The 23,017-nt window shown below is 63.8% G+C and carries 22 protein-coding genes; 14 read left to right on the top strand and 8 right to left on the bottom strand.

Going from position 1 to position 23,017, the window contains the following annotated elements:
* Window positions 1–127: 127 nt before the first annotated feature.
* The 5 genes from MKZ91_RS09095 (at window position 128) to MKZ91_RS09075 (ending at window position 6,027) form a co-directional block, all read left to right on the top strand.
* On the top strand, window positions 128–1,480 hold the full coding sequence (locus MKZ91_RS09095) for an LLM class flavin-dependent oxidoreductase (RefSeq protein WP_336170217.1): 1,353 nt from the start codon (window positions 128–130) through the stop codon (window positions 1,478–1,480).
* Between the two features lie 9 nt (window positions 1,481–1,489).
* Window positions 1,490–2,362, top strand: a complete 873-nt coding sequence (locus tag MKZ91_RS09090) for an ABC transporter permease (protein WP_336170216.1) — start codon at window positions 1,490–1,492, stop codon at window positions 2,360–2,362.
* 39 nt (window positions 2,363–2,401) lie between these two features.
* On the top strand, window positions 2,402–3,385 hold the full coding sequence (locus tag MKZ91_RS09085; protein ID WP_336170214.1) for an ABC transporter substrate-binding protein: 984 nt from the start codon (window positions 2,402–2,404) through the stop codon (window positions 3,383–3,385).
* Between the two features lie 9 nt (window positions 3,386–3,394).
* Window positions 3,395–4,165, top strand: a complete 771-nt coding sequence (locus MKZ91_RS09080; RefSeq protein ID WP_336170212.1) for an ABC transporter ATP-binding protein — start codon at window positions 3,395–3,397, stop codon at window positions 4,163–4,165.
* Between the two features lie 734 nt (window positions 4,166–4,899).
* A complete protein-coding gene (locus MKZ91_RS09075) occupies window positions 4,900–6,027 on the top strand; it encodes a sigma-54-dependent transcriptional regulator (protein ID WP_336170210.1) in 1,128 nt (375 codons plus the stop codon).
* Here the strand turns inward: MKZ91_RS09075 and MKZ91_RS09070 are convergent.
* From MKZ91_RS09070 to MKZ91_RS09035, 8 genes are all read right to left on the bottom strand, one after another.
* Window positions 6,003–6,752, bottom strand: a complete 750-nt coding sequence (locus MKZ91_RS09070; protein WP_336170208.1) for an amidohydrolase family protein — start codon at window positions 6,750–6,752, stop codon at window positions 6,003–6,005. The two genes, MKZ91_RS09075 and MKZ91_RS09070, sit on opposite strands and share 25 nt — an antisense overlap.
* Before the next feature lie 98 nt (window positions 6,753–6,850).
* Entirely contained in the window at window positions 6,851–7,579 is a 729-nt protein-coding gene (locus MKZ91_RS09065) for a hypothetical protein (RefSeq protein ID WP_336170205.1), read from the bottom strand.
* A gap of 40 nt (window positions 7,580–7,619) precedes the next feature.
* Window positions 7,620–8,468, bottom strand: coding sequence for a peptidoglycan-binding protein (locus MKZ91_RS09060; protein ID WP_336170203.1), 849 nt, complete (start codon window positions 8,466–8,468; stop codon window positions 7,620–7,622).
* A 13-nt stretch (window positions 8,469–8,481) separates the two neighbouring features.
* Window positions 8,482–9,558 (bottom strand): aminotransferase class I/II-fold pyridoxal phosphate-dependent enzyme, encoded by a 1,077-nt coding sequence (locus MKZ91_RS09055; protein WP_336170201.1) that lies wholly within the window; start codon window positions 9,556–9,558, stop codon window positions 8,482–8,484.
* A gap of 19 nt (window positions 9,559–9,577) precedes the next feature.
* Window positions 9,578–11,752 carry a hypothetical protein gene (locus MKZ91_RS09050; protein WP_336170199.1) on the bottom strand — a complete coding sequence of 725 codons (2,175 nt, stop codon included), beginning with the start codon at window positions 11,750–11,752 and terminating at the stop codon, window positions 9,578–9,580.
* A gap of 1 nt (window position 11,753) precedes the next feature.
* Window positions 11,754–13,109: a hypothetical protein gene (locus tag MKZ91_RS09045; RefSeq protein WP_336170197.1), complete on the bottom strand. Its 1,356-nt coding sequence runs from the start codon at window positions 13,107–13,109 to the stop codon at window positions 11,754–11,756.
* Window positions 13,110–13,115: 6 nt separating this feature from the next.
* Window positions 13,116–13,793 (bottom strand): hypothetical protein, encoded by a 678-nt coding sequence (locus tag MKZ91_RS09040; protein ID WP_336170195.1) that lies wholly within the window; start codon window positions 13,791–13,793, stop codon window positions 13,116–13,118.
* A gap of 22 nt (window positions 13,794–13,815) precedes the next feature.
* The gene (locus tag MKZ91_RS09035; RefSeq protein WP_336170193.1) at window positions 13,816–14,403 is read right to left on the bottom strand and encodes a hypothetical protein; all 588 of its coding nucleotides are present in this window, start codon (window positions 14,401–14,403) and stop codon (window positions 13,816–13,818) included.
* Between the two features lie 381 nt (window positions 14,404–14,784).
* Here MKZ91_RS09035 and MKZ91_RS09030 point away from each other — a divergent pair, with 381 nt between their 5' ends.
* From MKZ91_RS09030 to MKZ91_RS08990, 9 genes are all read left to right on the top strand, one after another.
* Window positions 14,785–17,301 (top strand): heavy metal translocating P-type ATPase, encoded by a 2,517-nt coding sequence (locus MKZ91_RS09030; protein WP_336170191.1) that lies wholly within the window; start codon window positions 14,785–14,787, stop codon window positions 17,299–17,301.
* Between the two features lie 99 nt (window positions 17,302–17,400).
* A complete protein-coding gene (gene cueR, locus MKZ91_RS09025) occupies window positions 17,401–17,871 on the top strand; it encodes a Cu(I)-responsive transcriptional regulator (RefSeq protein ID WP_336170189.1) in 471 nt (156 codons plus the stop codon).
* A 96-nt stretch (window positions 17,872–17,967) separates the two neighbouring features.
* The gene (locus MKZ91_RS09020; RefSeq protein WP_336170187.1) at window positions 17,968–18,360 is read left to right on the top strand and encodes a hypothetical protein; all 393 of its coding nucleotides are present in this window, start codon (window positions 17,968–17,970) and stop codon (window positions 18,358–18,360) included.
* A gap of 197 nt (window positions 18,361–18,557) precedes the next feature.
* Window positions 18,558–18,788, top strand: coding sequence for a hypothetical protein (locus tag MKZ91_RS09015; RefSeq protein ID WP_336170186.1), 231 nt, complete (start codon window positions 18,558–18,560; stop codon window positions 18,786–18,788).
* The gene (locus MKZ91_RS09010) at window positions 18,785–20,248 is read left to right on the top strand and encodes a TolC family protein (protein ID WP_336170185.1); all 1,464 of its coding nucleotides are present in this window, start codon (window positions 18,785–18,787) and stop codon (window positions 20,246–20,248) included. The genes MKZ91_RS09015 and MKZ91_RS09010 overlap by 4 nt, the downstream gene beginning before the upstream one ends.
* A gap of 15 nt (window positions 20,249–20,263) precedes the next feature.
* A complete protein-coding gene (locus MKZ91_RS09005) occupies window positions 20,264–21,601 on the top strand; it encodes a multicopper oxidase family protein (RefSeq protein WP_336170183.1) in 1,338 nt (445 codons plus the stop codon).
* Window positions 21,602–21,651: 50 nt separating this feature from the next.
* On the top strand, window positions 21,652–22,137 hold the full coding sequence (locus MKZ91_RS09000; protein ID WP_336170182.1) for a cupredoxin domain-containing protein: 486 nt from the start codon (window positions 21,652–21,654) through the stop codon (window positions 22,135–22,137).
* Window positions 22,138–22,164: 27 nt separating this feature from the next.
* Entirely contained in the window at window positions 22,165–22,458 is a 294-nt protein-coding gene (locus MKZ91_RS08995; RefSeq protein WP_336170180.1) for a copper-binding protein, read from the top strand.
* Between the two features lie 80 nt (window positions 22,459–22,538).
* A complete protein-coding gene (locus MKZ91_RS08990; protein WP_336170178.1) occupies window positions 22,539–23,000 on the top strand; it encodes a DUF411 domain-containing protein in 462 nt (153 codons plus the stop codon).
* The last annotated feature ends 17 nt before the right edge of the window (window positions 23,001–23,017 follow it).

Raw genomic sequence — 23,017 nt, 5'->3', positions numbered from 1 at the left:
GATAATGTAACGTAATCTCGGTGGTAGCCGAGGTCTGTTTCTCCTCGCCGAGAGCTTTCGGTCACCGACGCCCTTGAAGCAAAGCGCCCCTAACGTTTGAGCGCGACGAAAAGAGGAGAGGATTGAGATGACACGCAAGATCCGGCTTGGAGCCTTTCTTCCCGGCGGTGGGCAGCACATCGCGGCCTGGCGGCACCCGGACCAGCCGACTGACGGCGCAACGAGCTTCGAATTTCACAAGCATCTCGCGCTGACGGCGGAACGTGGCCTGTTCGACGCCTATTTCCTGGCCGACGGCCTGGCGATCGGCTTTGGCGGTGCGCGCGAGGGCGGCAACGCCCGCGTCGCCGGTTTCGAGCCAGTAACCCTGTTTTCGGCGCTGGCGCCGCTGACGACCCATCTCGGCTTCATCGCGACGTCGTCGACCACCTATGAGGAACCCTATACGACGGCGCGCAAATTCGCGTCGCTCGATTTGATTTCCGGCGGCCGTGCCGGCTGGAACGTGGTGACGACCACAGGCGATCCGACGGCGCAGAACTTCAATCGCGATACCCAGCTTCCGCACGCCGAGCGCTACCGACGCGCCGCCGAGCATGTCGACGTCGTCAAAAAGCTCTGGGACAGTTTCGAGGATGACGCCTTTGTCCGCGATAAGGATACCGGCGTCTTCTTCGACCCGACGAAACTGCATGACACCGATCATCGCGGTGAACATTTCAAGGTGCGCGGCCCGCTCAACATCTCGCGCTCGCCGCAGGGGCATCCCGTCATCGTGCAGGCGGGGCAATCGGACGACGGACGGGGGCTTGCCGCCGCGACGGCGGAAGTGATCTTTACGGCGCACCAGCACATCGAAACGGCCCAGGAGTTTTACCGCGACATCAAGGCGCGCGCCCGCGGCTTCGGTCGCAACCCGGATCACGTTCTCATCATGCCCGGCGTCTCGCCCTTCGTCGGCAAGACGGAGGCCGAAGGACGCGAGAAATACGACCGCCTAACGTCGCTGATCGTCGAGGAGGATGGCATTGGTCTACTCAATGGGCTGACCGGAGGCACGCTGGACCTGCACGGCTACGACCTCGACGGCCCATTGCCGCCGGCGCCGCCGACCGAGGGCATGAAGAGCCGCCAGGCGTTGATCCGGCAGATTGCCGACGAGAACGATTTCAGCATTCGCCAGCTCTACCAGTGGATCGCGTCGGCGCGTGGCCATTACACGATCGTCGGCTCAGCCGAGCAGATCGCCGACACCCTGCAGGAATGGTTCGAAAACGAAGCGGCCGATGGCTTCAACATCCTGCCACCGTGGTTCCCCACGGCCCTTGATGATTTCGTCGAGCTGGTCATCCCGGAGCTGCAGCGTCGCGGGTTGTTCCGCACGGCTTACGAAGGCAGGACGCTTCGCGAAAATCTCGGCCTGCCCTTTCCCGTCAACCGCTGGGTCGCTGCCAGATCGGCCGTCCAGGCAGCTGAGTGAGGTGCGACCATGTCCTATGAAAATGCCAATCCGTTTCTTGCCGCGGGCCTGAGGGTCAGCCGCCGCGACGGGCGTACCCTCACCGCACTCCCGGCCGCACGCCCCCTCCCACCGCGCTGGCGCAGCAGCATTGGTGCCCTCGTCGCCCGCTACGGCGTCGTCCTTGCCTTTCTCGCGTTTTGGCAGGCATCGAGCTCCATCGGTTGGGTCAATCCGGCCGTCTTCCCGCCGCTCGATGTGATCGTCGCAGCGCTCTGGGATGGGCTTTCAAGCGGCGCGCTGCTGGACGACATCGCCATCAGCTTGCAGCGGTCGGGTATCGCCTTTGCCGCGGCCGTGGCTTTAGGCATACCGCTCGGCCTGTTCATGGGGCAGGTCCGGCTCTTCGAGCAGGCGCTTGATCCGATTCTGCAGCTCTTCCGACAGACGTCGGCGCTGGCGCTCTATCCCGTCTTCATCCTGCTTCTCGGCCTCGGCGAGACCTCCAAGGTGTTCGTGATCTTCTGGGCAACCCTGTTCCCGATCCTGCTGTCGACGATTGGCGGGGTCAAGGAGGTCGACAAGAAGCTGATCGAGATGGCCCGGACCTATGGTGCCGGGCCACTTGCCATCTTCCGTCGCGTGGTGTTGCCGGCTTCGGTGCCAGCGATCTTCGTCGGGTTGCGCCTGTCGGCGACCACAGCACTGCTTCTGTTGATCGCCGCCGAGATGATCGGCGCCAACAAGGGCATCGGCTTCCAGGTGATGAACGCCCAGTACAATTTCCAGATCCCGCTGATGTTCGCCGCGATCCTGCTGCTTGCCCTGCTCGGGCTGGCGGCCAACGCCCTGCTCGTACTCCTGCAACGCAACCTTTGCCGCTGGTCGCAACCCAACGGCTGATCCGTCTGCTTCAGTTTTCACTTCGGAAAGGAAATCGAAATGAGCTTCCACCCCCGCAATCTCCTGCTTTCGGCAACAATCGCCTTCGGGCTCGCCGCACCTGCAACGGCCGCTGATGAGGTCAAGCTGCGCTTTCTCGCCAGCCAGGGCGGCCTTTCGGCCCATGAACTCGCCCAGGAACTCGGTTACTTCGACGGAACCGGGATCACGATCGAGAACGTCGGATACGCAACCGGTGGCCCGGCCTCGCTGATCGCGCTTGCGTCGGGCGATGTCGAGGTCGGCAGTGCCGCGACTTCCGCCGTGCTGAACTCGATCATCAGCGGCAATGATTTCGTCGCCGCCTATCCGTCGAACGGCATCAATGACGAGGTGCAGTCGATCTTCTATGTGCTCGAAGACAGCCCGATCAAGAGCATCAAGGACATCGCCGGCAAGAGCATCGCCGTCAACACGCTGGGCGCGCATCTCGATTACACCATCCGCGAAGCGCTGCATTCAGTCGGCCTACCCTCGGATGCGGCCAACCAGATTGTCGTTCCGGGGCCGCAGCTCGAACAGGTCCTGCGTTCCGGCCAGGTTGACATCTCGGCCTTCGGCTACTGGCAGACGACCTTCGAGGGGGCTGCGCGCAAGAATGGCGGGCTGCGCGCCATCTTCGATGACACGGACGTGCTCGGCGAGATCGCCGGTGGTTTCGTGGTGCTTAGGCGCGACTTTGTGAAGGCGCATCCCGATGCGGCAAAGACCTTTGTTCTTCAGTCCGCCCGCGCGCTCGATTATGCCCGGGAGCATCCCGATGAAACCAAAGAGATCTTCGCCAAGGCGCTGAAGGTGCGCGGAGAGAACCCTGATATTGCCCAGTACTTCCGTGGCTACGGCGTGCGCGCCGGCGGACTGGCCGTCGACCGCGACCTGCAGTTCTGGATCGACGTTCTGGTGCGCGAAGGCAAGCTGAAGCAAGGGCAATTGGCGCCGAAGGACGTGCTGTTTGCCGTCGATGCTCCGGCCGCCAGCAACTGAGGAGTAGCCATGAGCGCGTCCCGGGAGCTTCGCCGCGGAGAGGTGGCCATCCGCCACCTTTCCAAGACCTACCGCCTGAACGGTTCGCCTTTGCCCGTTCTCAAAGACGTCAACCTCGATATCCATCCTGGCGAAACGCTTGCCATCGTCGGCGCCAGCGGCTCCGGCAAGACCACATTGCTGAGGATTCTTGCGGGACTTGAGGATGCGGATGCCGGCGCAGTCACAATTGATGGCAAGGCGGTCCGGGGTGTGGGGGCCGAACGCGCCGTCATCTTCCAGGAACCGCGCCTGCTGCCCTGGCTAAGCGTTCTCGACAATGTCGGCTTCGGACTGCAAACGCGCGGCCTCTCCAGCAGCGAGGCCCGCAGCCGGGCGAGGCGTTATGTGCAGCTCGTGGGCCTGCAGCAATTTGAAGAGGCCTATCCCCGGCAACTCTCCGGCGGCATGGCCCAACGCGTCGGCATTGCCCGCGCGCTGGCCGTGCAGCCCCAGATCCTGCTGCTCGACGAGCCGCTCGGCGCTCTCGACGCCATGACCAAGATCAGCATGCAACAGGAGCTCGCGCGGATCTGGCGCGATGAGGACGTGACGACGGTTCTTGTTACCCATGATCTCGAAGAGGCGATCTATCTTGCCGACCGGATACTGATCCTGCCACGCGAGAAGGGAGGCGAACCGCGCCTGATCGCCGTCGATCTGCCGCGACCGCGCGACCGCAGCGCGCCCGAATTCGTCCGACATCGAGAGGAACTGCTCGGTGTCTTCGGGCTGCACTGACCTGCTACACCCGCGGCGACCAGCCGCTGTGCTCACGCATGGCGGCACAGCGCCGCGGGTGCCCATTTCGTTTTGGTTCGCATGCCCGCCCAAAGCGGCATTACCGTTAACGGCGAATGAACCACACAAATTGAGGAAGCCCAGGTTTGGTTGAATTCATCAATGATGAGAGATACTCTGCCTAGCTTGAAGATTGGCCCACGCGCCGGGCAGGAACTGTGGTTCTTGTGGTTCGCATCTTCGTAATGGCAGCCTAGAGGTTGCCCAGTGTCAGCGCAGCGTAATCGTGATAGTCGAGTCGGCAACGATGGTGTTGAAATTCCGTCAAATGATGTGCGCCACCTCTTTTTGCGCATGGGCCGGGCCTGGGAAGGCGGCACTTGCCCCAAGCAAGTGAACGAACGCGCCTCGACGCGGTAGGTTTTACGGATCTAGCCATCGCCCCTTGATGTGGAGCGGCCGCGATGGGGAACCCGGTCCGTTTTTTGTGTTTCGCAAGCACGGGGCCAGCCGTCGATGTCGTGCGAAGCCGGCTGTCGGAGCTCGGCTTTCAGGACGCGCTTGCAGAACGCGAAGGCGACGCCGAATACTGCGTTGCCTTCATCTCGGATGTCGATGCCGCGCTCATCGCCTATATCGGGGAGCTGTCACAGCGCTTCCAGGTCATCGTTGTCCTGGTCCCGGGTTCTAGCGGCGCGGCAGATCCGCGGTGGGAGCTTCTCAACGCAGGCGCCATGGACGTGCTCGACTGGAGCGGCGATCGTGCGCTGCCCGAGGAAATCGCGGCGCGCCTCACGCGCTCGATCGAGATCGCGCAGCTGGTTGAGAGCGACACGCTTCAGCAAAGCCTCGTCGGTGGTTCGCTGTGCTGGAAATCATTGAAGCGCAAACTGGTCGAGGCGGCCGCATACTCCTTGGGCAATGTGCTCCTCATCGGCGAGACCGGCACCGGCAAGGAGCAGATCGCCAGAGCCATTCACAAGCTTAGCAAGCGGGCAGGCAAGCCGGAACTGGTCGTCGTCGACTGCACGGTTTTGTCTCCCGAGCTGTCGGGAAGCGAGCTGTTCGGACACGAACGCGGCGCCTTCACCGGGGCTATCACGGAGCGTGACGGCGCCTTCGCACTCGCCAACGGCGGCTCGCTCTTCCTCGACGAGATCGGCGAGCTGCCGCTGCAACTGCAGGCGCAACTGCTGCGCGTGATCCAGGAGCGTACCTACAAGCGCGTCGGCGGCAATGTGTGGAACCGCACCGAGTTCCGCCTGATCTGCGCCAGCAACCGCGACCTGGAGAAACTCGTGGCTGAAGGCGGTTTTCGCGGCGACCTGTACTACCGGATCGCCGACTGGGTGATCAAGCCGCCGCCGCTGCGCGAGCGGCGCGCCGACATCCTCCCGCTGGCGCGGCATTTCCTGACGGCTGCGAGCGGCGACGCTGTCGCTCCCGAAATCGAACCGGCCCTGGCCGACTATCTCGTCAGCCGTGATTATCCAGGTAATGTGCGCGATCTGAGACGACTGGTGATGCGTCTTCATTCGCGCCACGTTGGCAAGGGGCCGATCACGATCGGGGCGCTTCCGCTCGACGATCGGCCGGTGGGCGGCCGACCGCCCGAACCGTTCGGCGAACCCGGATTCCTGCTGGCAATCCAGCACGCCTTCGACCACGGCATTGGCCTGAAGGAGATCGGCCGCGCCGTGTCCAACGCTGCCATCAACCTGTCGCTCGAACAGGAGCGCGGCAACCTGCAGCGCGCCGCGCGCCGCCTCGGAATCACCGATCGCGCGCTGCAACTGCGCCGCGCCGGTCACGGCCAGGCGGCCGTGGCCGGCGCACGTCACGCAGCGACCGAGAACCCCTGAACGCGGCTGACAAGCCTGAGCACATTGCCGCCGAGGACTGCTGCGCGGTCCTCGGGGTTGAGGCCAAGCGCCTCGATCTTGGCGATCTCGACGCCGGGATGCAGCCAGGGCCCATCCGATCCAAACAGTATTTTGCTGGCGCCGGCGCGTTTGACCGCCTCTTCGAGAATGTCGAAACGACGTACGCCGGCAGTGTCGGTGAAGATATTCCTGTGCCGGACCAGATGGTCAATGAGCGCACTCTGGGCCTTCCAGTCGTCGGCGAAACTACCGAGATGCGGAATAATGAACGGTACGTCCGGATATTCCTGGGCAAGGATTTCGGCGACCGAAACTTCGCCCATGACGTCATAGAGCACCGGAAGCCGATAGCGGCGCGCGGCTTCGCAGATCTCACGGGTTATGTGCCCGTCGTGACGATGAACCTTGATGCCGACGAGGCCCAGGGACACCACCGCCTCGCGGACCATCATCTCGACGCGGCCCTTGTCGGCGACCGGGTGAACAAAGGCGAAGCCGAGAAGGCGATCGGGCATGCCGGCAATGATGCGCGCCACTTCCCGATTAGCCAGAAGGTAGCCGTCGGAAAACGCCGCGAAGATGATGGTGCGGTCGATATTGGCCTCGCGCGCACGGGCAAGATACCGGCCAAGCGGAGCGGACGTGTCGGCAGGCTGCGTGAGCCCGTTGCCCTTTCCGGCGTGACAATGGCAGTCGATGATCATGGCCAGAGAACCCCAATGCGGTTACCGGTGCCTGGCCCGCCACGGCCGGGCTCGTCCCGAAAGGGTCGGGGACAGCCGGCCGCGGCGGACAGGATGTTTTAAACGCCTTCGATGACCACGGCGTTGCCGCGGCGCCACCACCTGCCGCCCGCACCCCTTCCGGCGATCGCCGAAGCCCCACCCGATGCGGCCAGCCCTTTCGAGGGGTACGACGTGCGGGCTCCGGACGCGACCTGCCGCAGCACGGTGGCATTCACGCCAGGCACATGACGGCGCGTTGCGTTGGCCACGGCGCTGCGCGCAATCTGCTCGGCAGGCGCAGAACCGGGCACGACCGGCGAGGTTCCGAGCGCCGTCGAGGCGTCGGCGATCGCGGTTGCTGCAATCCTGATAAAGCGGCGGGCCTTCTCGATGTCGGCCTGATCCGGGCTCATCCCCGCGGTTTCCAATTCGAGCGCGCTGGCCACAGCCTGGCCCAGCCCCCGGCCGATCATCGTTCCGACCCCGGGAATGGGGATCAGCGAGCCGAGCGCGCCGCCGGCGATCGGTAGCGCGGCCTTGGCAAGCGACTTCAGCGCCGGGCCGACCACCGGCAACACGTTCTTGCCGACGAACTTGCCGACCGATTTCAGGCCGGCGCCGACTTTCTTGAAGAGGCCGCCAAGGAATTGCTCAAGCTCCTGTTCGTTCTGGGCAGAGAGCAGTTCCATGGCCAGTTCGAACTCTTCGTTCTCAGAGAGGAGTTCGCCGGCCTCGAAAGCTCCATACAGTTCAAATTCCCCTGCCGCGGCGCGGCAGTTTGGGCAATTGCAGCTCAGCGGATGCATACTAGCCTCCTGTTGTTAGAGTGACATGATGATTGCGTGTTCAGATTTCATTGAGCGCGAGAACCTCCAGCTCGGTGACCCTGTTGAGGCGGTTGTTATCGTTCTTGTGATGCTCGTTGATCTTCCTTTCCAGCGCACGGACGTGCGCTTCCGTGGCGTCCTTCATGAGGTGGAGCGCGAGCTTCATGCCTCTTGCGGTCTTCCCGAAATGCGACAGGCACCACATGTGCTGGATGAGGCGGCGACGAAGATCGACGGCCTTGCCGGTGTAGAACTTGCCGGCGGACGTGTGGAAGCGGTAGAGGCCGGGAATCTTCTGCTTTCCCAGCGACTTCAGCGCGAGCGCCACAGGCTTTGCATTGGCAACCGCGAGCGCGTTTTCCGCCCTCAGCGCCTCGCCCGATAGCTCCCATTCGAATTCGAACTCGCGCTCTTCACGGTCGCGCCGGACCCGGCGTAACGCGGCCTCGGTATCCGGACCGATGAAGCCGCTGACCGGCAACCGACAACGCCGCTGGAAGGCACGAATCCATTGTCGTAAGGAGCTGGTCATGACGCCGTCGACGCTAAGCGTGGTCCCGAGAGCGATGTTGAGCGTGTCCTGCACCCAGCGGACATATTCGGAGCTGCCCGGACGCGCCGGCTCTCCGTCCGCCATGCGCAGCGCTGGCTGCGGATCCGGCTCGTCGTATGCAGGGCCGATCGTCGGGTAGCGCGGGCCGCCAAATCGCCGCCTGCGCCAGGCGGGAGCGTATGGCGGCTGGGAGGAGCGCGTCGGGCGGGGCGGCTGTCCACCCCTCGGTCCCGTGGCTGCGCCACGGGCGGGTCTGGATGAGCGCTCGAATTCCAGTTGCGCCGGGAACGGGTCGATGGTCGGGATCGTGCTCATAACGCCTCCTGTCTCATGCGGCCGAAATGCCGTCCGCGATGCGCTCCAGTGCGGCCAGCAGGCGGCCGATGTCGGCCGGCGCATGACGCGCAGTCACCAAAAACGAAAGGTTCGGCTTGCCCTCGCCGCACGAACGGGTCGCCAGCGCGCGCACGCCCATGCCGGCAAGCGACTCCAGCGCGGCTCGCGCCGCGTCGGTGGAAGGCATGGCGATGGTTTGCATCGGAACCGGCAGCAGGCTCCTGACCTGCAAACCTATCCGCCTCACGCCGGCGCGAAGCTGCTCGACAAGCAGCTGCAGACGCGCACGCAACGTGTCGCCGGCGCTGCAGTTTGCCGCAAGCGCCCCCCTTGCCGCGGCAATGTCCGCGACCGACGGCGGGCTGGTGTGAACACGGGTTTCCCCATCACGCGCGGCTCGCGCGACGAAGTCCTGGGTGCCGCACAGCACGGCCAGCGGCACGCCGAACGCCTTGGCGAGCGACGCACCCGTCGCGATGTTGGCACAGGACAGGCCATGCCAGGCGAGCGAGCCGCCACCGCCCAGGCCAAGCGGCTTGGCCGGCGACGGGTTGCGGCCAAGCACACCGAGCGCCTGCGTGTCGTCGATCACGAGGCGCCCTCCCATGTCGGCCGCCAGGCGCGACAGAGCGGGCAGAGGCGCTACCTGGCCGCAAGATGGGCAAAGCCCATCCGTGACGATGACCGGACGCTGACCGGCGCGACGCGCCTTTCGCAGCCGCCGCTCCAAGCTGGCCGTGTCATGGTGCCGGTAGGTCTCCACCGGCACCTGGTCGAGCTGGACGCGCTCGGCGCTCCAGCGTGCGATCGGATAGGATGAAGCGTCAAAAAGGAGAAGGCTGTCCTTCGACGCGGCGGCCTGGAACAGATCGCGGAACAGGTGCAGCGTCGAAGGATAGAGCAGCCCAGCCTCCTCGCCCATGAGCAGTGCCAGGTCCCGCGCCAGCGGGCGCGCGCCCTTGGGCTCATCGAGGGCGGCGGGCCGGCCGAGCGTCAACGCCTGCCACGGGGCAAGCGATGCGCTCGGATGGTCCAACCCGAGATAGAGTGCGGACGTAAAGTCCAGCATGGCACACACTCCCTCGCGGTCAGACCAGGCGCCGCTGCTCGTCCAGGCGCCTGACGAGATGCACAGAAGGCATGGTGGCGTCGATCCGCGCGTTCTGGACGTCGAGCGACAAGTCGATGCCGGTCGCCGACCGGTAGGCATGCAGGTAGCCCTGGATCTCGGAGCGCCAGTAACGGGCCCAGTTCAGCGCGCTGTAGGGATCGTTGACGTCGGCCCAATTGCCGAAACGGACCGACAGCAGCACCTGCTCGCCAAAGATCGCGAGGTTGCGGAAGTGCAGGCTGCTGGTGTCCGACCATCCCTGCAGCTTCTTCATGGCATCGACACGATCCATCCAGGGTTCGGGATAGGCGACCATGATGCGCGTCGGCAGGAACTCGCGGAACTCGGGTCGGGCGAGTATCCATTGCTGCATGAGCATCTCGATGCGCGCCGTCGAAGGCAGGTCACCGAACTGGTTGTGCGCGCCTTGCGACAGGACGAGGTGCGCTTCCTTCAGCGCGTTGAGCACCGGGAACGCGTCCGCTTTGACGGTCGTGTCGTCGTCGAGCCGGTAGAAGCGCGACACGACGGAGAGCAGCGTGTGGAAGGCCTCCAGGAATTTCGACCGGCTGTCAGCAGGGCGCATGTTGTTGACGGCCTTGCCGGAGAGCCTCAGCCCGTAGTGGTGGTCATATTCGTAGTTGCGCCTGACGACGCTCAAGCGGTGCTGCTCGTCTTGGATGTAGCCCCAGAGGAGATTGTTGAGCGGCCGCAACGGGTCGACCTCCATGTTGGCAAGAGGATCGTTCTGCATCGGCCCGCGGATGTTCTGGAAGCGCCGCGTGATCGAGTTCATCGCTTGGACGAGCATCCCTTCTTCCTGCCAGTACGACCAGATGAGTTCGAGCAGGCAGGGCTGTGTCAGCCGAGACTTGAGTATCCCGTAGCAGCGGCTCACCTGCTCGTGAAAATCGTTCGGATCAAGCTCGAGATCGACGTCGCCGATATCGGTCTGCTTGATCGGCTCGTCGGCCATCTTGCGCCGGATAACGGCAAGATAAGGAAGCAGCCCCGCCTGCGCCTGGAAGTCGAATTCGAGATAACGCCCGAGCCAGGTGGCCAAATCGCCGATGTTCGTCGGCACGACGACGCGGTTTGTGATGAAGTCAGCGTCGTCCTGGGAATAGCTGGTCGCATCGCCGAGAAAACCGCAATTCGCCATCACGAACGCTTCGGTCGCGACCTTGATGTTGCGGTAGGCGTCGGTGTCCGTGAAGGGCAGCGCCCGACGCCTTGTGGTCCGTGACAGCGTGTCCCTGGTTCGACCTCTATCGATCGGATTGCCGGTTCCGAGCGGATCGCCGCAGAACACCCAGTCCATGAAATCGAAGTAGTTCTTGAACAGGAGCGCGTCGGTGCCACGGCGAATCTCCGGCCCGACCGAGATGTCATTGGTCGAGAACGAGCTCGCGCGCTGCATGGTGACGGTGACGGGGCCGACAACGGACGAGGGCTCCGGCGGTGCAATAACGCCGGACGAGGTCGCATCATTGACGAAGTCGAATCCCTGGTGAGGCACGTTCCCGAAGCCACCGACCATGTGGACCTCGCCTTGGCGGTCGGCCGTCAGGGTGAACTCGCTGTCGAGCATGCCACCTTCTTCGATATCTTGGGCAGCCGGCGCAACGCGGCCCAGCGAAGCGCGAAGGTGTGCATGCACGTTCACCTTGCCCGTGGGCCAACGGAACTTGAACGTGGCGCTCTTCCCCACGGGAAGCGTCGGCAACCGAGTGCCAACCTCCACGAATGAAGTCTGGTCGGGCGAGGCCACATAGATCTTGAAATTGTCGGTGAGGTGCAGCTTAAGCGCAATGCTCGTCTCGCCGTCCTGGTTGAGCAGGAAGGGCTTCTGCTCCTTTATGTCATCGTTGTGGAAGCGGGCTACGACAGCATAGTCCTCTTCCATGTCGTCGGGCCTCGGGATCTCGAACCTGGCTTTGCCATCCGCCTTTGTCGTCTCGTGATGGATGGTGTCCCAATTTTCAACGATGTATCCAATGACATCCTTGCCCTTCTTGATCTGGGTGACGATTGTCCGGTCATCGATGATGGCGACCTCCACGCCGGTCAGGCACACGCGAAGGCCGGTGCTCAGCAGGCCCCTGACATGGACGGTGATGCGAACTTTGTCGGAAACGGTGCTCGGGCTCATCTCATCCTCCTTGGATGGTCAAACTGGGGTTCGTGGATCGGATAGCGGCGGGGAAAGGTCTGCCGCGCAGGGTCTCGCCCGTGAGGGCGCATGCGTAACTGGTGTCGAGCGTCGACTTGAGCGCCCAGAAGGTCAGCAGCTTTCCGATCAGCGCGCTCTCGTCTTCCGGAGAGAGCTTGCCGTCGGCGCGGGCCTGGCCCAGCACCGCGAAAACGACCGTCGGCCGCGCCCGGTACATGCCAGCCGGCGACCGCGACCATGATTGGAACATCAGCGCAAGTTGCATGGGCGTGCGGGTCTGGACCTGCAGCACCTCGGGCAGCGTCTGTCCGCGCAGCTTTTCCGGACGATGCTCGACGAGCCGCGCCACGAACTGCGGCATATGGGTCTCGAGGCGTTCGAACAGGGTACGGCGCTCGAGGTCGAGCCCCTCGCGCGGATAGAGCTGTTCCCACAGGGCCGAGATGCGGGCCCATTGCGGATGCGGGTAGAGCGCCTGGCCAATCGCAGCACTGATTTTCACGCGCAGCCACGGCGTTGGATGCGGATCGTTGACATCGACGCGAAACACGAAGGCGCGCGGCAGGCTGACGACGCCGATCAGGCCGATCGTCGAGGTAATGCCGACACGCGCCACCGAGAAGAAATCCGCGACGATTTCGGAGATCCAGCGATCCCAGATCGCCCACAGATCCTTGTCGGGGCTGGCCTGCTCCTTGAGCGGTTTCAGCATGGCGCGCAACGAGGGAACGAGCTCGATCAGCGCAGCCGCCTGATGCCCCGTCTCGTGAATGAGCGAAGAGGCGATGCCGCTGCCGACCATTCGCTCGCGCGGGACACGGATGACAGCGACGGGACTTGTGCGGCCGCCGGGCAGTCGCGTGCGCGCCCGGCGGATAGCGGCGCCAGGCCCGCGCTCCAGGTGACACACGACCGGCGGCAGCGCGTAGAATTGGCCCTGCAAGGTGAGCGCATCGGCCGCGACCGAATCGAGACCTGAGAGCCAGGGCCCGTTGTCGTGCTCGCTGCGTTGGGTGATGACGTCACTGTACATGTCGAACTCGTTGAGCACCTGATGGAACCTGAGGCGCAGGATCGAGAGGCGTCGTTGCGCATCGGCCGGCGTCGCCGCCGCCCTTGCGCGTTGCAGCCAGGCAAGGAAGCTTGCCATCAGGCGCCTTAGCTCCCTTCGCCCGTCTATGAGTGCCCTCTCGATCGCCGACTGCGCATTCGGAAACAGATTGGCGGCCGGCACCATCGGCTCGAGCAAGGCGAACGGCTTGACGCGGTCGAGCCGCGTCTGAAGGCCGCGCGCCTCCTCCTCGAGCATGCGAAACGTGAATGGGTCGATCGCCATGGCAGCTCAGGCTCCGTATACGACGATCCTGTTGCCCTGCCTGACCCAACGGCCGGAGGCAGCCCGTTGGCCGAGCATGCCGCCGGCCCTGGCCGTCAAGGCCGTTCCGCCCGCAGGACCAAGGAGCCCCGGGGCATGCTTGCGGGTGGCGGCCACCACCGCCTGCTGGGCCGCAGTGCGCGGATCCGTTCCGGCGGCAGCCGCGCTGGTCGCTTGCCTGGCAGTGTCTGAGGCAAGGCGCACGAACTGGCGGGCGCCGGTGAACTCCAACTCCTCGTTCTCGCCGAATTCGAGCTCGAGGCCGATCGCCCTGCCGGCCGCATTCGCAAGGCCGGTGCCGATCTTGGCACCCAGCGGCCCGCCGATGTAGCCACCCAAAGCCTGGCCGGCCATGGGCAGGGCTTTCCTGGCAACGCCCTTCAGCGCGCCGCCGATCGCCTGGCCGATGGGCGACCTCGCCGCCTGGCCGACGACGCTGACGGCTTTCTTGATAAAGTCGCCGAGGAATTGCTCGAGTTCCTGCTCGTTGTTGACGGCCAGAAGCTCGTGGGCGAGCTGGATTTCCTCGTTCTCGCTGAGCTCCGACTGGCCGGAGCCCCATTCGAATTCCTGAAATTCGAACTCCTCGTTCTGGAATGGGGAAGCTTCCTGGAATTCCAGTTGGGTACGGTCGATGTCATGCATGACGCTCTCCTGGGTTGGGTTTTCAAGCAAAGCTCTGACGTCTGATGGCGCGGCGCGCCCGGAAACCCGGCACAAGTTGGACGAAGTCCAATCCCGGTGCGTGGCGACGTGCCGCGACCCTGGCCGCGGCAGTGGCAATCGCAGCTGGCGGATGGGTCCAGGGCGCCCGGGCGGCGAGACGCCCGGCCTCCATGGCGAAGCGTACGAACGCTCGCGCAGTTTCAAATTCCTTATCCTCGTCGCTCAGGCCTTCCAGCTCGGCGCCGGTGATGCGCTCCATCGCCTCGGAAGGGTCGGTGTCGGATGGACCCGCAGGCGGCGCCAGCAAAGTCCTGACGGATTGACCGGCTCGGTTTAGGCGCGATCCAAGATGCTGCACGACCTGCGGGTTGATAGGCCTGCCGGCGAGCAATGCGCCGTGGCGAAGAATCCGGTTCACGACGCTGGCCAGTTCGCTGTTGCTCGTGGCCTCGAGAAAGGCGCTGCCGAGTTCGAGCTCCTCGAGCTCGGTCGATGGCTGAGGCTGCGCCGCTCGCGTCGGCACGCCCATTATGAGAAGGCCGTCTGCGACCTCGGTCTCAGGATTGTAGGTGAGAAGCCTGTTGCTCATGCCAACACTCCATCCGGCAGCCACCAGCTGCGCCGAAACAGAGATTGCAAGGCCCGTGCCAAGTCGCATCGGCCGGGATTCAAGCAAAATCAGGCCCGCCAGGCGAAGACAGCTTCGCAATCAGGGCGATGGGTATCGATTTCAGGCGAAGTCCGATTCGCCGCTGGCCGGGATCATCCGGTGAAGCGCAAGCCCCTCCGTGCCGCCATGGACCAAGATATTTTGGGTTCGCGTCGTGCGTTTTTGGCGCTGCTTCGAATAGGTTTTGGCATCACGAAGAAGAAGAAGACCGCCCCACGAAAAATTTCAACGGCGGCCTTGACCTTCCCATCGTTGGAAGCCCCATCTTCAGTCCAAGACAGAAATGCAAGGAGCGCGATCATGGGATCCGTGACCCCAATAAGAACGAGCAATGCCGAAACGCTTTCCGCCACCGCCCTGAGCGCCAGCATCCCCGTGGAGGGCATGACCTGCGCGTCCTGCGTGTCGCGCGTCGAAAAGGCGATCCGCGCGGTCCCCGGTGTTACCTCGGCTTCGGTTAACCTGGCGACCGAACGCGCCGACGTGCGTTTCGACGCGACGGCCAGGCCGGCCGATATCGTCAAGGCGATCGAGAACGCCGGATATGGCGCTGCCGAGGACACGATTGACCTTACTATCGAAGGCATGACCTGCGCCTCTTGCGTCGCGCGCATCGAAAAGGCGCTGAAGGCAGTGCCGGGTGTTTCCGAAGCCAACGTCAATCTCGCGACCGAGCGTGCTTCGGTGCGTGTCACGAAGGGGATGGCAACGGCCGCGGCACTCGAAGAAGCGGTGCGAGCTGCCGGCTATGACGCCAAGCAAATTACCGGCACCGAGAACGTCGACCAGGAGGGAGAGAAGCGCGAACAGGAAACACGGCGTCTCGCCCACTCTCTGGTGACCGCGGCCATCCTGACATTGCCGATCTTCGTGCTCGAAATGGGCTCGCATTTCATTCCGGCCGTGCATGACTTTGTCATGACCAATATCGGCATGCAGGAAAGCTGGTACCTGCAGTTCGTGCTGACCACCCTGGTGCTCTTCGGCCCCGGCCTGCGCTTCTACCAGAAGGGCGTACCCGCCCTCTTCCGCCTCGCGCCGGACATGAATTCGCTGGTCGCGATCGGCACCGCAGCTGCCTGGGGTTATTCGGTCGTCGCAACCTTTGCACCGGATCTTCTGCCTGAGGGCACCGCCAACGTCTATTACGAAGCGGCTGCCGTCATCGTCACGCTGATCCTGCTCGGCCGCTTCCTGGAGGCGCGCGCCAAGGGCCGGACATCGGAGGCGATCAAGCACCTGATGGGGTTGCAGGCAAAGACCGCCCGTGTCTTTCGCAACGGCGAAACGATTGAAGTTCCGCTTGCCGATGTGCACAGCGGCGACACCGTGCTCGTGCGTCCCGGCGACCGCGTACCGGTCGACGGCAGCGTCATTGATGGCAACTCCTATGTCGACGAATCGATGATCACCGGCGAGCCGGTCCCGGTCGAAAAGGTGGCCGGCAGCGAAGTTGTCGGCGGGACGATCAACAAGACCGGCTCCTTCACCTTCCGTGCGACCAAGGTTGGCGCCGATACGGTGCTGGCGCAGATCATCAAGATGGTCGAACAGGCCCAGGGCGCCAAGCTGCCGATCCAGTCGCTGGTCGACCGCGTCACCGCCTGGTTCGTGCCTGCTGTCATTGCCATCGCATTGCTTACATTCGGCATCTGGCTGGTCTTCGGCCCCGATCCGGCGCTGACCTTCGCGCTCGTCAACGGCGTCGCGGTTCTGATCATCGCCTGCCCCTGCGCCATGGGCCTTGCCACCCCGACCTCGATCATGGTCGGCACCGGCCGCGCCGCCGAAATGGGCGTGCTATTCCGCAAGGGCGAGGCGCTGCAGACGCTGCGCAACGCCACCGTCATTGCAGTCGATAAGACCGGTACCTTGACCAAGGGCCGGCCTGAACTGACCGACCTCGAAACCGCCGAAGGCTTCGAGCGCGACACCGTTCTCTCGCTTGTCGCCGCCGTCGAGACCCGCTCCGAGCACCCGATTGCCGAGGCGATCGTCGAAGCGGCAAAGGCAAGGGGCGTGGCGATTTCAGAGCCGGCACAGTTCGAGGCCATCCCCGGCTTCGGCGCCCGCGCCGAAGTCGCAGGTCGCGCCGTCCATGTCGGTGCGGACCGGCTGATGGCGAAGCTGAAACTCGACGTCTCCGTCTTTGCCGAACAGGCCGCCCGTCTCGGCTCGGAAGGCAAGAGCCCGCTCTATGCGGCAATCGACGGCAAGCTTGCCGCGATCATCGCGGTCGCCGACCCGATCAAGGAAACGACGCCACAAGCAATTCGTATGCTGCACGACCTCGGCCTCAAGGTCGCGGTGATCACCGGCGACAACCGCCGCACGGCAGAAGCGATCGCCGCCAAGCTCGGCATCGACGAGGTGATCGCCGAAGTGCTCCCCGACGGCAAGGTCGAAGCGCTGAAGAAACTGAAGCAAGGCGGACGGGCCGTGGCCTTTGTCGGCGACGGCATCAACGATGCGCCGGCGCTCGCCGAGGCCGATGTCGGGCTTGCGATCGGCACCGGCACGGATGTCGCCATCGAAAGCGCCGACGTGGTGCTGATGTCGGGCGACCTCCTAGGCGTGCCGAACGCGATCGCGCTCTCCAAGGCGACGATCCGCAACATCAAGGAAAACCTGTTCTGGGCCTTCGCCTACAATGCCGTGCTGATCCCGGTTGCGGCCGGCGCGCTCTACCCAGCCTACGGCCTGCTACTGTCGCCGATCTTTGCGGCTGGCGCCATGGCACTGTCGAGCGTCTTTGTGCTGGGCAATGCTTTGCGTCTCAGAGCATTTCGTCCGGTTGCAGCAAGCCAGGCGGCGTAACACCAAAGCTCTCCCCGGCCAGCGCTACGACGTGGCACAGACCGGGGAGAGCGCTTATATTTTCAATGAAAGACCAATGCGGCCAGGGGATTGGAAATCATGAACATCGGTGAAGTCTCACGCGCCTCCGGCGTCTCGACCAAGATGATCCGCTACTACGAGACGATCGGCCTGATCCCGCCAGCAGACCGCAGTGAATCGGGCTATCGCAACTATGGCGAGACCGACGTCCATACGCTGCGCTTCATCCGTCGCTCGCGCGATCTCGGCTTCACCGTCGAGCAGATGGCCGACCTTCTGGCACTCTGGCGCGACCGGTCGCGGGCGAGCGGCGAGGTCAAGAAGATCGCGCTCGAACATGTCGAGATCCTCGAGCGCAAGGCGGAAGAGTTGAAGGCGATGAGCCGGACGCTCAAGCACCTCGCTGCCCATTGCCATGGCGACGGTCGCCCGGACTGTCCCATTCTCGACGACCTCGCCGACGCCGGAAAAGCACCGGCGAAGGTGACGGAGCCCGCCCGGTTCGGTGCCGGCGGCATCGATCCGGTTCGCAACCGGCGCCATGGATGACGTGCTGCCATACGCTCGCCAACGTCTCACGCATTCGTGACGGTGCGAGGCGCAAGCGGCATTGACAGGAATCGTCGGCGTTTTTACGGATCGGTCATGGAAAAGGTGCGAACCACATATCTGCGTTTGCTGATTGTGCTGAAGCTGGCGGTCATGTTGTCGCTGGCCTTGCTGCCCCTTTCCACCGCATCCGGCATGACGCACGCAGCGGCGCACGGCGCCATGCAGATGGAACACGCCTCCGGCGACGTCACGAAGGCGATGAGCGAGCATTGCCTCAGCGCCGACAAGGGCAATTTAAAGCCCGCTCAGGACAGTGGCAAAGCGGAGAAGAAGGACTGCTGCAAGGCGTTCTGCGCCGCGGTCGCGGTGCTGGCGGATGCCGGCGGCAACCAACCGATCCTTCCGCGCTCGATTCGTAATTTCGGTCCGCAAACACAGCCCGCGCCCGGTGAGCTTGCCGACCTGCACCGACCCCCAAGAACCTGATTTCGTAAATTCCTGACCGGTCTCGCGGTCAGGGACGATTCCGCTTCGTCTTGGTCGCAAGCGGCCGATACGTGACCAGCAGTCGATCGTCCTTTCGCGACGACGCGCGCGCACCAAGTGACGCGCGATGCTCCAAGTCCGCCCGGTTCGTCCCGGTCGGCCGTCGATCTCCAGTCATTCAGATTTCAGGTTGAACCATGAAACGATTGTTTTCCATGGCGCTCCTGCCCATCGTTCTGGGCGGATGCGCTGCCACCTTGCCTGCCGAGGTCTCGAGCCTTGGCGATCCCGCCGACAGCACCAGCGGAATTCGTCCGCTCGAGTATCGCAGCCCCATAACCGGCTATACCCACCGCGAGCCGATCGGGCCGAAGCCGTGGGTTCCGTTGAATGACGCCCAGTCTCCCAAGAAGGGAGACGCGTCATGATAGGCAGCAGGATCAAGCTGGTTGCCATCGTCGGCCTGCCGCTCGTGCTTGCCGGCTGCGCGACCAATGCGGAATACTCCGCCAAGGACGCGGGCTTTACCACCGTGGATGCCAAGATCGCGACGGCCGCAACGAAGAGAAGCGTCTGGATCCAGAACCGCGAACAGGCCGACAAGGTCAACGCCGAGGTCAAGGCGCTCCTGAAGCGCAAGACCGTCGACGCCGACACGGCCGTCCAGATCGCGCTCCTCAACAACAAGGGCCTGCAGGCCACCTATGCCGATCTGGGCGATGCCTCGGCGGACGCCTGGCAGGCAACGCTGTTCCTCAACCCCACCGTCTCGATCGGCACGACCGGCATCGGCACGCCTGAGCTGCGCGCCTATCAGGCGATCGAGGGCCTGGTCACCACCAACATCCTCGCGCTTCTGACGCGCGATCGGAACATCGCCATTGCCGACGCACGCTTCCGCCAGGCGCAGCTCGCAGCCGCGCTCAGCACGCTGGAACTTGCCGCGGAAACCCGTCGTGCCTGGATCGAAGCGGTCGCGGCATGGGAAACGGTTGCGCAGCTGAACCGGGCCCAGATTGCCGCAGATGCATCATCGGAACTTGCCGCCAAGCTCGGTGAAACCGGCGCAATGGGCAAGGGTACGCAGGCACGCGAGCATGCCTTCAATGCCGAACTCGCGGGGCAAGCGGCAGAAGCACGACTTGCCGCCCGGCTTGCCAAGGAAAACCTCACGCGGCTGATGGGTCTGTGGGGCGCCGATGTCGACTACCAGGTCCCGAACCGCCTGCCGGACCTGCCGAAGGCCCTTGTCCGCAAGGACAGCATTGAAGCGGAGGCGCTGAAACGGCGCGTCGACCTGCAGATCGCCCGTCTCGATCTCGAGGCCGTGGCGAAGTCCTACAAGCTGACCGAGGCGACCCGCCTCGTGACCGACCTCGAGCTCGTCGCCGGCGCGGAAGCGGAGAGAGAACAAGAGGACCACGGAACCAAGGTCGAGACGACAGGCCAGTTCGAGCTCGAATTCGTCATCCCGATCTTCGACACCGGCAATGCACGCATGCGCAAGGCGGAGCTCGCCCATATGCGCTCAGCAAACCTATTGGCGGAAAAGGCGGTCAACATTCGCTCGGAGGCCCGGACAGCCTATGAGGCCTACCGCTCGCGCTACGAGATCGCCCGCCACTATCGCAACAGCGTCGTGCCGCTGCGAACCAAGATCGAGGAGGAGGCGACGCTCAGCTACAACGGCATGATCACCAGCACCTTCGAGCTCCTGGCTGACGTCCGGGCGAAGGTCAATTCGACCGTGCTTTCCGGCAACGCGAAACGCGACTTCTGGCTCGCGGACGCCGATCTGGTGACCGCGATCAACGGCGGCGGCTCGGGTGGCTCCGGCGGAGCGTCAGCCGCACCAGCGGCAGCGGAAGCTGGCGGCGCAGGGCACTAAGAAGGATTACAGAAGATGTTCAACAGAAGACATTTCCTCGGCGCTGGTGCTGCTCTCGTTTCCACGGCCGCCTGGGCCCAGACCTCCAACTCCGGCCTGCCTGAAGCGGCAAGCATGGACAATGCCAAGACGCAAAAGCCGCTCGTGCCGACCAGCGGACCCGACTACACCCCGGTCGTCACCTTGAACGGCTGGACGCTGCCGCATCGCATGAACGACGGCGTCAAGGAGTTCCACCTCGTGGCCGAGCCGGTCGAACGCGAGATGGCCGATGGCATGACTGCCTATCTCTGGGGCTACAACGGCCAATCGCCGGGGCCGACGATCGAGGCTGTCGAAGGCGACCGCGTCCGGATCTTCGTCACCAACAAGCTGCCGGAACATACCACGATCCACTGGCACGGCATGATCCTGCCCTCGGGCATGGATGGTGTTGGCGGCCTGTCGCAGCCGCATATCCCCGTTGGCAAGACCTATGTCTACGAGTTCGACCTCGTGAAGTCGGGCACCTTCATGTACCACCCGCACGCCGACGAGATGGTGCAGATGGCCATGGGCATGATGGGCTTCTTCGTGGTGCACCCGAAGGACCCGGACTTCATGCGCGTCGACCGCGACTTCGTGTTCCTGCTCAATGCCTATGACATCGAGCCCGGCACCTACGTCCCGCGCATCATGGAAATGACCGACTTCAACATGTGGTGCTGGAACAGCCGGGTCTTTCCGGACATCGACCCGTTGGTCGTTTCCAAGAACGACCGGGTGCGGGTGCGGGTCGGCAACCTCACCATGACCAACCACCCGATCCACATGCATGGTTACGACTTCGAGGTGACCTGCACGGACGGCGGCTGGGTGCGGCCCGAGGCGCGCTGGCCGGAGGTGACCATCGACATTCCCGTTGGCGCTATGCGCGCCTACGAGTTCGACGCCAAGTACGAGGGCGACTGGGCAATTCATTGCCACAAGTCCCACCACACGATGAACGCGATGGGGCACGATATCCCGACCTTCATCGGCGCCGACAAGACATCGGTCGCGGCAAAGATCCGCAAGGTCAAGCCCGACTACATGCCCATGGGGACGGCCGGCATGGCCGACATGGGCGAAATGGAAATGCCGCTCCCTGACAACACGATCCCGATGATGACCGGCTGGGGTCCACACGGCGCGCTGGAGATGGGCGGCATGTTCTCGGTGGTGAAGGTGCGCGAAGGCATCTCCGCCGGCGATTACAGCGACCCCGGCTGGTACGAGAACCCGCCCGGGACGCAAGCCTTCGAGTGGACCGGCGACTTGCCGGAAGCGACGCGGGTAAACGATGCCAAGACCGTGATCACGCCGAAACCATGACGGCTCGGCTGATTGTTGTGAACTCTCTCAAATCGACCAGGAACCATACGATGAAGAAAACAGCATTCGCACTGGCGCTCGTTGTCGCCTCCACCCTCTCCTCCCAAGCGCTCGCGTCAGGCACCCACGAAGGCGGCCACGGCAAAGTCTCCGTCGGAGAAGCCGGCGACAAGGCCAAGGCGACCCAGACGATCCGCGTCACCATGAAGGAAACCGACGATGGCAAGATGATCTTCACGCCCTCGACGATCAAGGTGCGGCAGGGCCAAACGGTTCACTTCGCCATCAAGAACGCCGGCGAACTCGCGCACGAGTTCGTGCTCGACGACAAGGCGACGATCCAGGAACACAAGATCACGATGGAGAAGTTCCCGGACATGGAGCACGACGATCCGAACGCCATCCGGCTCGAACCGGGCAAGTCCGGCGACATCTACTGGACCTTCACCAACGACGGCACCTTCGAGTTCGCCTGCCTGGTGCCCGGCCACTACGGCGCCGGCATGCACGGCCCGCTCGACGTCGTGAAGAAGTAACCCCGATCGCAGGAAAGGATGAAAACCATGAAGACCGCAGGCAAACTCCTCGCAGCTCTCGCGCTCGCTATTTCCACCGCCACCTTTGCCCTTCCCGCACAGGCAGCCGAGTTCACCAAGGGCGTCGTCAAGAAGGTCGACACCAAGGCCAAGAAGGTCACAATCGACCATGAGGACCTGAAGAACCTCGACATGCCAGCGATGACCATGGTGTTCCGCGTTGGCGATGAAGCAGTGCTTGCCAAGCTCAAGGAAGGCGCGTCGATCGAATTCGTCGCCGACCGGGTCAACGGCAAGCTGACGGTGACCGAGGTCAAGTAACTGTGAACCGCGGCCCCGGTCGACTTCGCGCGACCCGGGGCTCACAATATCCGAGACTATCAAATGGAAAGGAGTGTTCGATGAACGTATTTCGCAGGCATTTCATTGCCGGCACGATCGCGGGCATCACCCTCTTTGCGACAGGAGCAGCCGCGGCCACCGGCACCATGGCCGTCTACAAGGATCCGCAATGCGGGTGCTGTGAGCAATGGGCGGAGGCGCTGGAGGCCGCCGGCTTCAAGGTCGAGGTTCATGACGAGGCCGACATGTCGGTCATCAAGGCGCGCTTTGCGGTCCCTGCCGACATGGAGGGCTGCCATACCGCATTCGTTGACGGCTATGTCATCGAGGGCCACGTGCCGCTTGAAGCGGTCAAGAAGCTCCTGGCTGAGAAACCCGACATCGCCGGCATCACAGTGCCCGGCATGCCCGCAGGTTCGCTCGGCATGGGCAATGACCCGAAGGCATCCTACGACGTCTACACGATCGCCAAGGCAGGTGCTCCGTCGACGGTCTACTATCAGGTGCGGCCGGCGAAGTAGAACCCAAAAGCCGGGCG

This window comes from Ensifer sp. MJa1, assembly GCF_037026475.1.
In the GTDB taxonomy this organism is placed as follows: domain Bacteria; phylum Pseudomonadota; class Alphaproteobacteria; order Rhizobiales; family Rhizobiaceae; genus Ensifer.
This window is presented reverse-complemented; position numbering and strand designations above follow the sequence as displayed.